At 33.3% G+C, this 14342-nt stretch carries 16 protein-coding genes, 1 tRNA gene and 2 pseudogenes; 10 read left to right on the forward strand and 9 right to left on the reverse strand.

Annotated features, from left to right (window positions below):
* Positions 1-120: 120 nt before the first annotated feature.
* The 6 genes from EAG08_RS17585 to EAG08_RS23165 form a co-directional block, all read right to left on the reverse strand.
* Entirely contained in the window at positions 121-645 is a 525-nt protein-coding gene (locus tag EAG08_RS17585; RefSeq protein ID WP_129536567.1) for a hypothetical protein, read from the reverse strand.
* Positions 646-919: 274 nt separating this feature from the next.
* Positions 920-1666, reverse strand: a complete 747-nt coding sequence (locus EAG08_RS17590; RefSeq protein WP_129536568.1) for a DNA polymerase beta superfamily protein — start codon at positions 1664-1666, stop codon at positions 920-922.
* Between the two features lie 99 nt (positions 1667-1765).
* Complete coding sequence (locus tag EAG08_RS17595; RefSeq protein WP_129536569.1) at positions 1766-3211, reverse strand: hypothetical protein; 1446 nt, start codon at positions 3209-3211, stop codon at positions 1766-1768.
* A gap of 154 nt (positions 3212-3365) precedes the next feature.
* A complete protein-coding gene (locus tag EAG08_RS21460; RefSeq protein WP_164998590.1) occupies positions 3366-3518 on the reverse strand; it encodes a hypothetical protein in 153 nt (50 codons plus the stop codon).
* Between the two features lie 247 nt (positions 3519-3765).
* Positions 3766-3873: transfer RNA gene (locus tag EAG08_RS21465), tRNA-OTHER, on the reverse strand.
* A gap of 22 nt (positions 3874-3895) precedes the next feature.
* A complete protein-coding gene (locus EAG08_RS23165) occupies positions 3896-4696 on the reverse strand; it encodes an RtcB family protein (RefSeq protein ID WP_410493342.1) in 801 nt (266 codons plus the stop codon).
* An 873-nt stretch (positions 4697-5569) separates the two neighbouring features.
* On the opposite strand from EAG08_RS23165, the gene EAG08_RS17605 reads away from it, so the two are divergent.
* From EAG08_RS17605 to EAG08_RS22745, 3 genes are all read left to right on the forward strand, one after another.
* Positions 5570-5902, forward strand: a complete 333-nt coding sequence (locus tag EAG08_RS17605; protein WP_129536571.1) for a HopJ type III effector protein — start codon at positions 5570-5572, stop codon at positions 5900-5902.
* Between the two features lie 207 nt (positions 5903-6109).
* A complete protein-coding gene (locus EAG08_RS17610) occupies positions 6110-7132 on the forward strand; it encodes a helix-turn-helix transcriptional regulator (protein WP_129536572.1) in 1023 nt (340 codons plus the stop codon).
* A gap of 60 nt (positions 7133-7192) precedes the next feature.
* On the forward strand, positions 7193-7324 hold the full coding sequence (locus EAG08_RS22745) for a hypothetical protein (protein ID WP_262696755.1): 132 nt from the start codon (positions 7193-7195) through the stop codon (positions 7322-7324).
* A 48-nt stretch (positions 7325-7372) separates the two neighbouring features.
* On the opposite strand, the gene EAG08_RS22360 is transcribed toward EAG08_RS22745, so the two are convergent.
* From EAG08_RS22360 to EAG08_RS22990, 3 genes and pseudogenes are all read right to left on the reverse strand, one after another.
* Positions 7373-7810 carry a DUF1501 domain-containing protein gene (locus EAG08_RS22360; RefSeq protein WP_317126335.1) on the reverse strand — a complete coding sequence of 146 codons (438 nt, stop codon included), beginning with the start codon at positions 7808-7810 and terminating at the stop codon, positions 7373-7375.
* Between the two features lie 29 nt (positions 7811-7839).
* Complete coding sequence (locus tag EAG08_RS22365; RefSeq protein WP_228446631.1) at positions 7840-8562, reverse strand: DUF1501 domain-containing protein; 723 nt, start codon at positions 8560-8562, stop codon at positions 7840-7842.
* A gap of 44 nt (positions 8563-8606) precedes the next feature.
* Positions 8607-9978: pseudogene (locus EAG08_RS22990) on the reverse strand (DUF1800 family protein).
* 239 nt (positions 9979-10217) lie between these two features.
* Between EAG08_RS22990 and EAG08_RS17625 the strand changes: the two are divergent.
* From EAG08_RS17625 to EAG08_RS17645, 7 genes and pseudogenes are all read left to right on the forward strand, one after another.
* Positions 10218-10781: a hypothetical protein gene (locus EAG08_RS17625; RefSeq protein ID WP_129536573.1), complete on the forward strand. Its 564-nt coding sequence runs from the start codon at positions 10218-10220 to the stop codon at positions 10779-10781.
* Positions 10782-10893: 112 nt separating this feature from the next.
* Positions 10894-11163: a hypothetical protein gene (locus EAG08_RS22370; protein WP_228446632.1), complete on the forward strand. Its 270-nt coding sequence runs from the start codon at positions 10894-10896 to the stop codon at positions 11161-11163.
* Positions 11160-11948, forward strand: coding sequence for a glucokinase (locus EAG08_RS17630; RefSeq protein WP_228446633.1), 789 nt, complete (start codon positions 11160-11162; stop codon positions 11946-11948). The genes EAG08_RS22370 and EAG08_RS17630 overlap by 4 nt, the downstream gene beginning before the upstream one ends.
* A gap of 143 nt (positions 11949-12091) precedes the next feature.
* Positions 12092-12657, forward strand: a pseudogene (locus EAG08_RS17635) (YceI family protein).
* 159 nt (positions 12658-12816) lie between these two features.
* Positions 12817-13122: a YceI family protein gene (locus EAG08_RS22765; protein ID WP_262696757.1), complete on the forward strand. Its 306-nt coding sequence runs from the start codon at positions 12817-12819 to the stop codon at positions 13120-13122.
* Complete coding sequence (locus tag EAG08_RS22770; protein WP_262696758.1) at positions 13089-13343, forward strand: YceI family protein; 255 nt, start codon at positions 13089-13091, stop codon at positions 13341-13343. Before EAG08_RS22765 ends, EAG08_RS22770 begins: the two co-directional genes overlap by 34 nt.
* Before the next feature lie 235 nt (positions 13344-13578).
* Complete coding sequence (locus tag EAG08_RS17645) at positions 13579-14220, forward strand: alpha/beta hydrolase (protein ID WP_129536574.1); 642 nt, start codon at positions 13579-13581, stop codon at positions 14218-14220.
* Positions 14221-14342 lie beyond the last annotated feature (122 nt).

The following is a 14342-nucleotide window of genomic DNA, read 5'->3' on the forward strand; positions in this document are numbered from 1 at the left end:
TATTAATCAAATCAAATTTATTTCCCATATAAATAACAGAACTTGGTATAATGTTAAAATTATCTATTATTTCATAGTTTTTTCTAACATATTTTTTGGATAAATCCTTTACTGCATTTATCAAAGATTGATTTTTTTTATTGAATTATTATTACAATGAGTGTAGGCATTCTTCCATGGATTATTCTTACTATTTACACCAGTAATTTTCTTTTTTAAATCATTATAGGCATCTCCAATATTAATGTTATGACTATAAATTTTAGTTTCAGGTAGAGTACATTTACTCTCATAAATCCAAAACTCTTCCTTATTCACAAAAACTCCATCAAAACCTTTCTTTGGACCTTTTTCTTCTAAATTTCTAAACAAAAAATGTTGTTCATACCCTTGGCTTCTTAAAAATAAATGACATATAAATTCTGATATAAAGCCATGTTTTTGTTCTGGTCTTTTGTTATTTAACCATTCAATAAATTCGATTTTTACAGTATCTAAATCGTTGTCATCTAGATCCCCATCCCAAATTTTAGCAATTTCATCATTAATTAATGAAAATAAATTGTCTGAATAATTTTCAATATTTATGAAATTAAGAGAAATTTGTGTTGATAATTCTATATACTTTTCGCCAAAAATATTCATATTCATTTACTTTAATTCCCTAAGTTAGTTCCTTCAGATTTGGTATATTTGCGATAAATAAAGTCTATTCAATTTTACAGTTAAAAATGAATATTTTTTTAATGAATTAGATATTGGATTGATTCTCTAATTTTTATTTGAAATATCTGTGTTTTCATCTTGATTAATTTCTGAGTTTTTATTCTGCATGGTTTAAGTTTTATATCAAATAAATTTAACAAAAATATTTCCTATTTACGAGAAAAGATTACGACAAACCGTAATCTCTCAATATTTATATTAATATTTCTCTAAAAACCCTCTCCATCTCACCTTTATCTGAACTCCCACCTTTTAAATTCTTAGCTCTTTCTTCATTATCCAATATTGTTTTCTCTAAAAATCCAAACAATTCCCAATCATTCGGATGGTAATAAGATTCTCCTTTTGTGGCTTTTAAGGCAACAAGATTTTCTATTTTGGTTCTTGTAAAATCATCGACCAAAACCAGCAATTCACTGAACAAAACTGGTGGTACCGTTCCTTTTTCCAATATCCATTTTCCTGTCAAGGCCGTTCGAAGGCAGTAGAAATAAGATTTCAGTTTTACTTCATCTGTTCTGCAGGCTTCCAAATATTTTTTGCTCATGCTCAGATAATGGTAAGAAACCGCTATCGGAGAAAAACAGGAATCTGCCAAAGGTTTAAAAAGTTCATAAAACTTTTCATTTTTTACGTAAACGATAGGAGAGTAGAACCAACTCAACAAAGCCGCATTCGACTTTAACAAGAGATGAAAAGTCTTTCTCAGATCCCATCCCGAACCGTCTAAATCGTCTTCAGTCATAAATTCTATCGTTTCATCTTTATCCCACGGCGACAGATACCAGTCTTTTTCGTGGCGGTATATAAATCGTATGTCATAATCGCTGTCGGGAGATGCAAAACCCCAAGCCCGGCTTCCCGATTCTACGGCAAGAAGTATTTCTATGTTTCTTTTTGCCTCTATTTCTTTTAATTTTTCTAATATTTTTGGTGTCATTGTTATTAATTTATATTGAGTTACAAAGTAAAAAACTAACTGCGCAGCCTTTTTGCACAGTTAGTTTAAAGTTTAACTTTTATAGTGAAAATATCTTTTCTAAACTTTAAAAATTCTCATAAAGCTATCTTTTTCCAGAGTATCTATGGAAAAACTATAATCTGATTCACTTTTCTTATTAGTTATTGTTGCTCCCAATTCTTCTACAAGTTTGTTAAAAGAAATTGGTTCATACCATTGCTGATAAAGTGCCTGCGTAGCCATCATAGAAACTTCAGAACTTCCTGAAACATGAGAATGCCCAGCTCCGAAATTCAACAAAACAAAACATTGTCTTCCATCTTTCGGCAAGAGAATTCCCAGAATCGTTTGCTTCTGTACTGAGTTGCATTGAGCTTCTGCAAACAGATTGTTTGGGTTCATCATATAATCGTAAGAAACAGCATCGCCTTTTCCGATCACGATTTTGTAACCACAATCACTGCTTCCGCTGAAAACGTTATTCATGACCAAAGTCGGAGCTACAAAACCTTTGTTGGCATATAGATATTCTACGGCACCTTGTGGTGCGGAAGTCATATCTCCAGAGTACATCAACTGACCTTCATTTTGATTATAAGATGCATTCCAGCCAATTTTTCCGGCAATATTCAATCCTGAAAGATCAAGGTCATAAGCGCCCCAAGCATTTTCCCAGTAGATTCCGATCGCCAATCTGTCTCCGTAAAATCTTGTTCCTGTAGGGATATTTCCTACAAACATTTTTTCGGATGTGGGTAACGCAAATTCTACATCTTTAGGGAAATACATCTTCTTACCGGAAAGATTATATTTTGATTTTAAGTAGTTTAAAATAAAATCATAATTCAATTCGTTCACAGAAGTTGATGTGGCTTTTTTCGTCCACGATTTACCATTTCTGATTCTGTAAACAAAAGTATCCTGACCATACATTCTTGAGTAGCACGCTGACAACGCTTTGAATAATGCAAACGGAGTGGCGTTTTCCAGCCAATGCAAATCACTGTTTTCCAGCAAAATATTTGTTGCATTATTTAAAGGATTTGAAATTAATGGCTGATGATAAACTTTTGACAGTTTTGAAATTTTATTAATCGTTTTCGGTGCTTTGTTTTTAAATGCTAAAAACAGAGGTTTGAAACGGTTAAAAATTTCAGCCAGTTTTTCCAATTCGAACTTTTCAAACAGATAAGTTGGATTAAATTTACTTTGCTTTATTTCATCGATTAAATCATCACTTTTGATCAGAAGTGTTGTTCTGGTCGTTTTGTAAATCACATAACGGAAAAATTCTACCGGATTTTCTGGATAAATATCGTAACGGTCAGCTATTTTTATGATTGCTTCTTTGTTTCTGATATTTTCTTTTCCTGTAAAATCATATTCTAATTCGTTATGCAAAATATATAGTACATCATCAATTGTTTCTTCCTTCAGGGCAATTCCGGACTTCAATAAGGAAAGGCATTTTTCCTGCATTTCTTCGATGCTGTAAGCTTTAATTACTTTAAAGGTTAATTTCAAATCGGGGACATTTAATACTTCATTCGGAATATAGATTTCATTTTGAAAATTGCTTCCATACGTTGAAATATAATGATTAATTTGTTCGATAAGTAATTGAAATCTTGTGCTGTCTTTGATTTTCTGCCAGGATTTATGAAAGGTTTTATTTAAATCATTTCCATTGAGCTTTTCTTTTTGTAATAAGACGTAATTTCTTTTTTGCCCAAACAGCATCGGGCTCAATCATAAAACCATCTTCTGAAATAAACGCTTTTGCATCAGATTCTTTTGCTAATACAGCATTGAATAATTTTAATGTTTTCATTGTTTTAAATTTTAAAAAAATAAGTGAGGAGTAGTTTTCTTTAAAGTGAATGTTATAGGAACTCCTTTTACCTACAGTTTTACAAAAAGGCGGGGAGTATTTTTCCAATTATAGGAACTCCCTTTGCCTTAGAATTCTTAAAAAGGCGGAAAGTAAATGTGGGAAATCAATAGGAACTTTCTTTGCCTTACTATTTTTAATAAATGAAAATGATTAATCGTTGAATATAAACATTTTCAATATTTTGAGGAACAGGCAGGGCTCGAACCTGCGACCAACAAACTTAATTCATAGGAACTTTATTTGCCATAAGCGAAAAGTATTACTGTTGCTCTACCATCTGAGCTACTGTTCCCACCTTTATAAAAAGTTTTTATTTATGCTTTTCTAAACTTCTTCTTTTTCTTCCAAGGCGCGTTTTTCTGCACATCACCTGCCATAATACATCCGTAAGGCATCACTTCATCCAAAACTTCGCAAAGTCCGTATTCTTCAATTTGTGCTCTTACATTTTTGGCACTTTTATAAGCCGTTGGAAGTTCAGAAATATCAATTTCATTCGAGAAAAAACGGATATCTAAACCTTTTGTTTCTTCTGCAAAAACTTCTTCAATCGTTTTATGAGCCAATGATTTTTTATGTTGTGTTCTGCTAAAATTTCTTCCCGCTCCATGTGGAGCAAAACCTAAGTTTCTCTCATTGGTTTTCCCTTGAACGATCAAAACGGGTTCTGACATATTCAACGGAATCAATCTTGGTCCCGTAATATCAGGCATGAATTTGTCATCCAACGGAGTCGCACCTTTTGCATGATAAAACAAATCTCCATCCTTGAAAACAAAATTATGTTCATTCCAATATCTATCTTCTTTTTCGATGTTCATTTTGTTTAAAACGGCATCATGGATTGAAGTATGATTTTCTTTCGTCCATGTTCTTATCAATTGTAACGCTTCCCAATATGATTCTCCTTCTTCCGTTTCATAAGGAATCCAGGCATTTTCCCTTAAAGTTTCTGGTGAAATTTCTAATCTGAAACGGTTTGCGATTTTCATCCCTTTATCATACAAAGCGGCTCCCGGAGCTCTTGATCCGTGGTGAGTGACCAACATGGTATTTCCTGTATTTTTAGAAATTCCAACGAACAAGAAATGATTTCCATCTCCCTGAGTTCCCATATGAGAACGGGCAATGCTGATTAATTTCTCATCATTCAGGAAGTCATTTTCTCTGAAAGCATCCATTAATTTCTGAGACATTTCCATTTGCTCACCTCTCGGTCTTCCTCCGGGTCCGAAATGTGTAATTGAATGGGCTACATCCAAAACTTCTTTAGGATCAGCTTTTCCAAAATCTGTCAGCATAACTGAACAACAGATATCTGCGCTATGAAATCCAGGGTGAATCGCATTTTTCGCCACAACAACTCCACCAACCGGAATCTGACCTTCAGGACCTGTCGGACAGGCATCGGGCATGATCGCACCTGCAACCAAAGTCGGTGTTTTCATCAGAACTTTCATTGTGTTGATTACTTTTTCCACATTATCATTTTCACTTTCGTGTTCAGCTCTGATATTGATGATAAAATCTTTTGGCGTTTCATGAAGCGGAATCAAGTCCGGCTGTTTGAATTGTTCCAAATATGCTGTAATTTGATTTTCATCTAAATTATTTTCGTTGATATATTCGATGGCATCTTTAAACCATTTTGATGGTCTGTATCCTAATTCTATTAAGTTGTTTCCGTTAAATTCCATTGTTTGTTATTTTGTTGATGCAAAGTAATAACACAAGTGTGCAATCTTTTTGCGTAGATAAAATTATTTTAATTATTTTTGAAATTAATTAACTGAAATTTTTCAACACATTAGAACACTTTAGTTTTTTTAGTTTAAAGCTTAACGAGTAAAAGGGCACTTAAGTTTTTAAAAAATCTTTGATTTTTTTCTAATGTGTTCTTTATGTTTTCAAAGATGATAACTCAAAGATCCTAATGTGTTAAAAGAAATTTGTAAGTCTTTTCAATTTTATATAAAAAAATAAAAAATATGTTATTCGAACAATTAGAAAAATCAGCGGAAGAAATACAGTTTAAAGATGTCATTGCATTTATTGACGAACATTATGATTTTACTCCGACAAAATTTACCAACGGAAATACGGTAAATGAAGCAGATCAAAATAACGGATCATGCAAGGTTTTCAGTTTTGCAAAGCTGAATGATTTGCCAAAAGAAGATACTTTAAATCTTTTCGGAGAGTTTTACCGGGAAGATGTTTTGAAAAATCCTGAAGGTACAGATCATCAGAATATCAGAAATTTTATTGAATATGGCTGGGATGGGATTTCTTTTGAGGGGAAGGCTTTGAAGAGGAAGTGATTTTTTTGTACATCTAGTTTGTCATTCCGTAGGAATCTCTGCAAAGTTTCGTAATAATCAATTGCCTAGATTCCTACAGAATGACAAAGTGACTGTTCATTTTTTTAACCACCCCGTCAAAAATTCTATGAATTTTCGCCACCCCTCCAAGGGAGGGGAATGCTATACGCTTTAGCTCAACCTTAATCTTAACCTTAACCTTTAACTATGTCATCCAACAAAAACGCCCTTATCCGCTACAAAACTTTAGATAAATGTCTCAAGAATAAATACAAAAAATACACTTTGGAAGATTTAATCGATGAATGTTCTGAGGCTTTGTTTGAATTTGAAGGCAAGGAATCTTTTGTAAGCAAACGTACCGTACAATTGGATTTGCAGAATATGCGGAGTGAAAAATTCGGGTATGAAGCGCCGATTGAGGTTTATGAGAGAAGATATTACCGCTACAGTGATCCGGAGTACAGTATTCATCAAATTTCTGTCAATGAAAATGATCTGAAAGCGATGAATAATGCCATTCAGATTTTAAAGCAGTTTAAAGATTTTTCCATGTTTAAGGAAATGAATGGTGTTATCCAGAAGTTGGAAGATTCTATTCATTCGACCAATCAGAAATCGATTATTCATTTGGATAAAAATGAGCAACTGAAAGGTTTGGAGCATATTGATGTTTTGTATGAAAGTGTTTTAAATAAAAAGGTTTTAAAGATTTGTTACAAAAGTTTTAAGGCGAGAGAATCTAATATTATCACCGTTCATCCTCAATTGTTGAAAGAATATAACAACCGATGGTTTTTGATTTGCTGGCATAAAAAAGCGATTTATAATCTCGCTTTAGACAGAATGGAGGAAATTGAGATTGATGAAACTACGGAATATATTGATAAGGATTTTGATGCAGATCGTTACTTTGGTGAAGTCATCGGAGCAACGGTTTCTGAGACGCAAAGACCGCAAAATGTTATCTTTTTTGTCAATTCACAACATGCTCCTTATGTAAAAACCAAGCCTTTTCATCATTCACAGGAAATTATCAAAGAAGATGAAAAGGGCACAACTTTTAAAATTTGTGTTCAGCTCAATTTTGAATTAGAACGAATGATTTTGGGAATGGGAGAGTTTTTAACGGTTTTAGGTCCGAGAAAACTGAAACAGAGAATTGCCAAAAGTATTAAAGCGGCACATTCAAATTATCAGAGTAATGAAACGGGGAATGAAGAATTATAATTTAGTTCAGTTGTAAAAATTGGCTTGAAACTTGTAATTGTTTTTGAAAATAAAATTATTATGAAATCAAGAATATTAAAAGCGGTACTTGCAATGGTTGTACCTATCGTCATTGAATATGTTATCAAGAAATTTACAGAAAAAAAAGGAGAAGTGAAAGATCCGAATAAACAGATTCCTTCTCCACATTAATAACTAATCAATTATAGCCTAAGCCTTACAAAAAATTGTAAGGCTTTTTTATATGAAATCATACACACCGTTTTTCCAGCCCAGAACTTTTGACGAATCGGCATTGAGCCAATTTTTAAGGACGGTTGCATAGACTTTTCTGAAATCTTCAGTGTAAATTAAATCTCCTTCTTTCAGGTTTTGCAGATCGGGAAGAGCGTTGAGGATTCCCTTCTTTTTTAATCCACCGCTGATGAAAAACATTTGGTTGGCGGTTCCGTGGTCGGTTCCTTTGCTTGCGTTTTGGGCAACACGTCTTCCGAATTCTGAAAAAGTCATCAGTAAAATATCATTAAATAATCCGTTTGCTTTCATGTCGGTGACGAAAGATTTTACCGCATCATTAATTTCTCCGAATAACTTTTGCTGTTTTTCATTTTGATTGACGTGCGTATCAAAACTTCCGATGGAAAGATAATAAACCTGCGTATTAATGTCTGATTTAATTAATGAAGCGACGGTTTTAAAGTCTTTACCTAGTTTAGAATTCGGATATTCCTGAGTTGATTTTTTGCTTTACTTTTTTCAAAAATGTAATCGGCATTGTTGATGGTTGAACCTAAAGTTTTATATAAGTAAGACACCGTTTCGTTATCGTGGTGATGATCGCTTTCATACAACGATTTGAAATATTTTTCCTGACTGGTTTGATATAGTTTTTTGGGATCTTTAAAGGCAAAAGCTTTGTTGTTTTCTCCTTTCAAAGCTAAGCTCAACATATCATCAACTTCCAAAGCCTGTGTTGGATGTTCACATTTATAACATTCTTCATCCAAAAATCTTCCGAGCCATCCCGTTTCCAGAAACTCATCGCTTTTACTGGCAGAATGCCAAATATCCATGCTTCTGAAATGTGATTTATCAGGGTTTGGGTAGCCGACATTATTCATCAGGGAAAGTTCACCACTGTCAAATAATTCTTTAAAATAAGACAAAGCCGGATTGATTCCTGTTTCATCATTTAAAGCTAAAGAATCATTGATGGCAATATTTTTTCTTTCTTTAAAATAAATATCATTTTTTGTCGGAATAATCGTGTTTAAACCGTCATTCCCACCTGTGAACTGCAGGACGATCAGTATTTTCTGATTCGGATTTAAGGCATTGTCTAAAGTCATCGACTGTAGAAAATTCGGAACAAACAATGAAGCTGTTGCCAATGAACTGATCTTTAAAAAGTCTCTTCTTTTGATGATCATAATTTCTTTGCTTAGATTTAATAAAAACTAATTTCTCTAACTTCTCACATCAACTGATATTCAGGGGTTGACATCAGATTGATGACATTCATTTTGATACTTTGATCTGAAAATTGTTTAACAGTATTCATATCCAGAGATTCTGAGTTGACGATCAGATAATCTTCTGCTTTTTTCTGATTTAAAGCTTTGTCAACCTTGCTCCAATCGATTGTTATATTTGGGTTTTTAAAACTTTTATTTAGAGCTTCTCTTGATTTCATTCCCATATCCATATCATCGTCTTCTTTCGCAGAATATTCCATCGGTCGCAATCCTGACCATATTTGCGGAATCTGAAGTCGCAGCATTAAAGTCGAGCTGTCAATCCAGGATTTTCCGTTTGGCCAGCCTGATACGTTGGGTGGATAGAGCAGCATTTGTCCCAAAAGCTTTTGATAAACAATAATGTTTTCAGGATTTTGAATTTCCATTGGTAAAATTCTCATCATTCCTGCAAGAAGTTCTGTTGGCGATTTTATTCTGTTGCCGATATTTTTTTGATCATAAAACCATGAACTTGAAAAGATCTCGGTCATTAGTTTTTTGATGTCATATCCTGATTCATAAAAGTTTTCGCTGAGGTTTTTAATGATTTTTAAATCAGGTTTTCATTAACGAAAAAGGTGTAAATCTTTGTTGTGATGAATTTTGCAGTTGCTTTTTGTTCTAAAATAATATTTAAAACATCATCTCCTGTAAAATCTCCTGTTTTTCCGAGAAAAGCTTTTGTGCCTTCGTCATGCTGTTTTTTTCTTTCAAGAAATTGGCCTTCTTTATCATAACCCCAACCTGTAAAAGCCCTTGCTGCCTCACGAATATCTGTTTCAGTATAATTTCCTCTTCCCATCGTGAAAAGCTCCATCACTTCGCGGGCAAAATTTTCGTTGGGATGATTTTTTTATTCTGTTGATTATTCAAAAAGCTTAGCATTGATGGAGAACGGCTGACTTCAAATAATAAATCTTTAAAATTACCTAAGGAATTCTCCCGAATTACATTCAAGAGTTGTTTGTTGAATTTTGAATTGTTAATTCTCGTTGCAAAATGCCCATGCCAGAAAAAAGCCATTTTTTCTCTCAGCTGTTCATTGCTGGTTGTAAATTTTTTAAGAAAATTAAGATTGAGCTCATTATTCTGCTTTTGATTCACCTTTTGGATTTCCCTTTTCTGCTGGGCAGTGGCTTTAGGATCGGTATATTCAATGGGTTCGACGTCGGTAGTTTCATACACAATGGGAGAGAAGGCTTCTTCATTGAAAATTTCCTTCAAAATCGTCTTGATATGTTTATTTTTCAGATCATCTACCTCGTTAATTCCCGGTCCGAAACCAGCGCGCCATAGAAGATGTTTGTTATTAATAAATGAAGCAACCATAATCCTGATTTTATTTTTTGATGAATAAAAAATGCGGAGGTTAAAGTGTATAAACAATTATTAATGATCATTTATTGCTTGCCTTCATGTAAAGTTAAACAACTATTTAATTAAAATAAAATTTAATCAATTGATTTTCATTATTTTGTGAGATTTTTAAGATTTACTTTTAAGATGTGTGAATTGTTTTGGCATGATTTTTCCTTGTCTCATTTCAGTAAAATTTAAAAATCAGTGTTATGAAAATGATTAAGAAAACAATATTAGGAGCAGGGATTTTAACAGCAGGTTTGTTAAGTGCACAGAGTGCAAGTATGAATAATATGATTAAAGTGGGAGCAACGGCAGGTATTGCGGTTCCTTCAGACAACCTTTCTGCAGCGGTAGGTGTAGATGTAGCATATCAAAATCTAATTACTCCAGGATTTGGGTTAGGTATTGCAACAGGTTATACTCATTATTTTGCAAAGAATAATAACGGATATGATAACAATGACGTAGGTGTAGTTCCGGTAGCGGCGCTATTCAGAATTTACCCTAAGCAGACTGGTTTCTATTTCGGAGCTGACCTTGGTTATGGGTTTTTAGTAGGTGATGACAAAGTTGCTTCAAACTCTACAGCAGACCGACCAGACGGAGGTTTTTACCTAAAACCAGAGATCGGATATCACAACAGAGACTGGAATTTCTTCCTTCAATATCAGAAAGTATTTTCGGGAAGTAACGGTGATATCGCTAATCAAGACTATAATGTGGGAAGCATCGGAGCCGGATTTTCTTACAACATTCCTTTAGGAAAATAATTACAACCTATATAATCAATTATTAACCAAGCCTTTTCGATTTTTGAAAAGGTTTTGTTTTACCTAGCACAGATTACCAAAACAATTATTATATTTGATAAAATTAGCGATTATGAACTTAAATCCAAAATTTCCACTTTTTTTACCGGGAGTAAAAAACAGCAGTAATGATAATGTTTCGATCATTGGTGTAAACCTACGTGAAGATGTTACTACGATCGCTTATTATGTCTCTAGTAATGGTGGAATTGAAACTAAAACTCAGAAAAATTATCCCACAAAAGAATATACTGCATTTTCTGAAATTCTTACCCAGTTTATTCAGGAAGAGCAGTTAGAGAACGTAAAACGTTTGGGAATCTCAGTTCCGGGACCTGTTTGAACGGAAAAAGTAATCCTGCAAGATTAGGCTGGAGCTTTGATGTTGAAGAATATAAAAATGCATTCGGTTTTGAAGAAGTTACTATGCTGAATGATCAGGAAGCTTCGGCTTACGGTATCGCACTTTTACAAGATAGTGATCTTGATGCAATCTACAGCAGCGGTCATCTGGAAAAAGGAAATGTTGCCATCTTAGCACCAGGAAACGGATTGGGTGAGGCAGGATATTTCTTTGACGGAAAATACCTAAGACCTTTCGCTACAGAAGGCGGTCACTCAGAATTTTCTCCAAGAACAAATGTTGAGGTAGAATTTTATCAGTTCCTAAATAATATTTACGGAATTGTAAGTTGGGAAAACGTATTGTCTAAAACAGGCTTATTTAATATCTACAGATTCTTAAGAGACGTAAAAAGACATCCGGAACCTGAATGGCTTTCTGAAAAGCTGACAAACGCCAACGGAAATTTCACAGAAGAAATTTTCAAAGCTGCAGTTGAGGAAGATGTACTGATTTGTAAAATCGCATTAGATACCTTCTTAGAATTTTTGGCGAGAGAAGCCAATAACTTAACGTTGAAGTTAAAGGCAACAGGAGGTTTATTGATTGCCGGAGATATTCCGCAAATCATCAGACAATATATCGATAAAGATAAATTTTACGAGAAATTTAAAATAAGTGATAAGATGGAAGACATGTTGAAGAACATACCTATTTATCTCATCAATCCAGACAGCACGAGCATTGATGGTGCTGCGCTTTACGCCGCTTACTATAAAGAATAAAAATACAGCTCCGAAGAAATTCGGAGTTTTTTTATGGATGATTTTAGTCATAGAAATATTTTTGAAAATTGATGTACATCAACAAAAACTACCAATTAAGATATTTACATTTGCAGCAATAAATAATTAAACAATTTTTATTCATGAAAAAAATATTTTTATTAGCAGTTTTGGCTAGTGGTTTGGCTTTCGGGCAATCAAAAAAGTAGTAACATCTGATGTTCACTGGTGGGGTTATAAAGTTGCGAAAACTGAATCTAGTTCTCACGACGGAACGGTAAAAGTAAAATCCGGTAACATGATCATGAAAGGAAATGAGCTTGTAGGAGGTGATTTCGTTTTAGATATGAATTCTATCAACGCTACAGATCTTTCAGGAGAATACCAAGGAAAACTGAATGGTCACTTGAAAAACGGAGATTTCTTCGAAGTTGAAAAATTCCCGTCAGCAAGTTTCAAAATCACTTCTGTAAAGAAAAACAGTGATAAAGTTTACAACAAACTGGTTACAGGAAATCTTACGGTAAAAGGAAAAACTAGCCCTGTTTCTTTCCCTGCAAAAGTTTCTTATGCAAACGGAGTGGTAAGTTTAGAGTCAAATAAATTCTCTTTCGACAGACAAAAATTTGATGTTGCTTACAAATCTTCAATGAAAGATGTTTTTGTGAAAGATGATATCGATATGCTTGTAAAAGTGACTGCGAAATAATTTAATCAAAAAATATTATTAAAAGTGTAGAAGTTCTACACTTTTTTTTATTTTTGTTGAATTGTAAATAAAAAGAATGAAAAGATTATTATTGTTTGTTATGATGTGTGCGAGCATATCATTTGTATTTGCTCAAAAAAGGGAGATAAAATTTCTAAAGTGATCACTTCTGAGATCAAATGGTGGGGACACAAGGTTGTAAAAACCAAAGCATCTTCTCATTACGGAAGTTTGAAACTGAAAAGCGGAAAATTTAATTTTGATAAAACGGTTTTTGTTGATGGTGAATTTGTGATCGATATGAGAAGTTTGGTGGTAGCTGATCTTTCTGGTGACGATCAGGTAAAATTATCTAACGAATTGAAAGGAACCAATTTCTTCGAAGTTAAAAAATTCCCGACGGCAAAATTCCATTTGAAAAAATTATTCCTTTGGCGAACAGCGAGTACAATTCTACCATCGTAGGAGATATTACCATCAAAGGAATCAGAAAAACAATTTCGTTCCCTGCAAACGCTCATATTACGCAATTTACGGTAGAGATTGAGTCTTCAGTATTCTCATTAAACAGAAAAGACTTCAGAATTTTCTATCAGAATTCTTTGAAAGATTATTTCATAAAAGACGAGATGGATATTCAGTTTAAAGTTTCTACTCAAAAATTGGATAACGAAAGACCTTTGTAAGGTTAAAATTTTCATAAATCATTATGCACAGCTTTTATTAAGTTGTGCATTTTTTTTATTTTAGTAATACGAAAACCATATGTATTAATAATTAGTCAAAAATCCTTGAGAACTTTGCTGAGTGGAACGCCTTTGCGAACTTAAAGACAGTTAGTATTTAAAAAATCTTAGCGAGGTTTGCGTTTAAAATATTAATCATTAAAAATAAAAATTAGACAAAATTTAAAAATACAAGATGAAAATATATGTAGTAAGTGGTTTGGGAGCAGATTTTAAAGTTTTAGAAAAACTAAAATTCCCCGAACAACATGAAATCGTCTTCATCGACTGGATGATTCCCGAGCTGGATGAAAGTTTTGCGGATTATGTTGGCAGAATGGCTGAGAAAATAGATACAACCAAACCGTTCTATTTATTAGGGTATTCATTTGGCGGAATTATGGTACAGGAATTGAATAAATTGAAGCCCGCCGAAAAAGTAGTCATCATGGGAAGCATTAAATCTGATAAAGAGAAATCCCGATTGATAAAAGCTGGAGAAATCACTCGAATTCCCAAAATAATGCCTATAAGCTTTTTCAGTGACCGAACTACAACTTTCTATTCTGTGGTAAGAAAAATGTTTGATCCTAAAAATCCACGAATTACACAATATTTTAGAGTACGTGATCCATATTATCTAAAATGGTCTGTCGAAAGAATTTCAGAGTGGAAATTTGAAGAAAACCCAAATGTTATTCAGATTTTGGGAGATCGGGATATTGTTTTCCCAATTAAAAATTCAAAACCCAATTATGTCATCAAAGGCGGAACCCATCTTTTTCCCGCAACCAAATATAAAGAAGTTTCAACGCTGTTAAATGAAATTTTTATTTAAATTTTAAAAATAACCCTAATTTTTATTGGGGTTATTTTGTTTTAATACTAATTTATTGAAATTTATATTTAATTTTGTGGGGGTTAAGTTGAAAATAATGAAATAACTTTCGAAATTTGGCT

Origin of the sequence: Chryseobacterium sp. 3008163, assembly GCF_003669035.1 — a bacterium.
GTDB lineage: Bacteria > Bacteroidota > Bacteroidia > Flavobacteriales > Weeksellaceae > Chryseobacterium.

Excerpts from the sequence above, each read along its gene's own strand:
- EAG08_RS23165 (WP_410493342.1), bottom strand. The coding sequence starts at position 4,696 with ATGGGAACTCAGGGAGATGGAAATCATTTCTTGTTCGTTGGAATTTCT.
- EAG08_RS21460 (WP_164998590.1), bottom strand. The coding sequence starts at position 3,518 with ATGAAAACATTAAAATTATTCAATGCTGTATTAGCAAAAGAATCTGAT.
- EAG08_RS22745 (WP_262696755.1), top strand. The coding sequence starts at position 7,193 with ATGAAATCAAGAATATTAAAAGCGGTACTTGCAATGGTTGTACCTATC.
- EAG08_RS17590 (WP_129536568.1), bottom strand. The coding sequence starts at position 1,666 with ATGACACCAAAAATATTAGAAAAATTAAAAGAAATAGAGGCAAAAAGA.
- EAG08_RS17645 (WP_129536574.1), top strand. The coding sequence starts at position 13,579 with ATGAAAATATATGTAGTAAGTGGTTTGGGAGCAGATTTTAAAGTTTTA.
- EAG08_RS17585 (WP_129536567.1), bottom strand. The coding sequence starts at position 645 with ATGAATATTTTTGGCGAAAAGTATATAGAATTATCAACACAAATTTCT.
- EAG08_RS17610 (WP_129536572.1), top strand. The coding sequence starts at position 6,110 with ATGTCATCCAACAAAAACGCCCTTATCCGCTACAAAACTTTAGATAAA.
- EAG08_RS17605 (WP_129536571.1), top strand. The coding sequence starts at position 5,570 with ATGTTATTCGAACAATTAGAAAAATCAGCGGAAGAAATACAGTTTAAA.
- EAG08_RS22370 (WP_228446632.1), top strand. The coding sequence starts at position 10,894 with ATGAACTTAAATCCAAAATTTCCACTTTTTTTACCGGGAGTAAAAAAC.
- EAG08_RS22365 (WP_228446631.1), bottom strand. The coding sequence starts at position 8,562 with ATGATCATCAAAAGAAGAGACTTTTTAAAGATCAGTTCATTGGCAACA.
- EAG08_RS17625 (WP_129536573.1), top strand. The coding sequence starts at position 10,218 with ATGAAAATGATTAAGAAAACAATATTAGGAGCAGGGATTTTAACAGCA.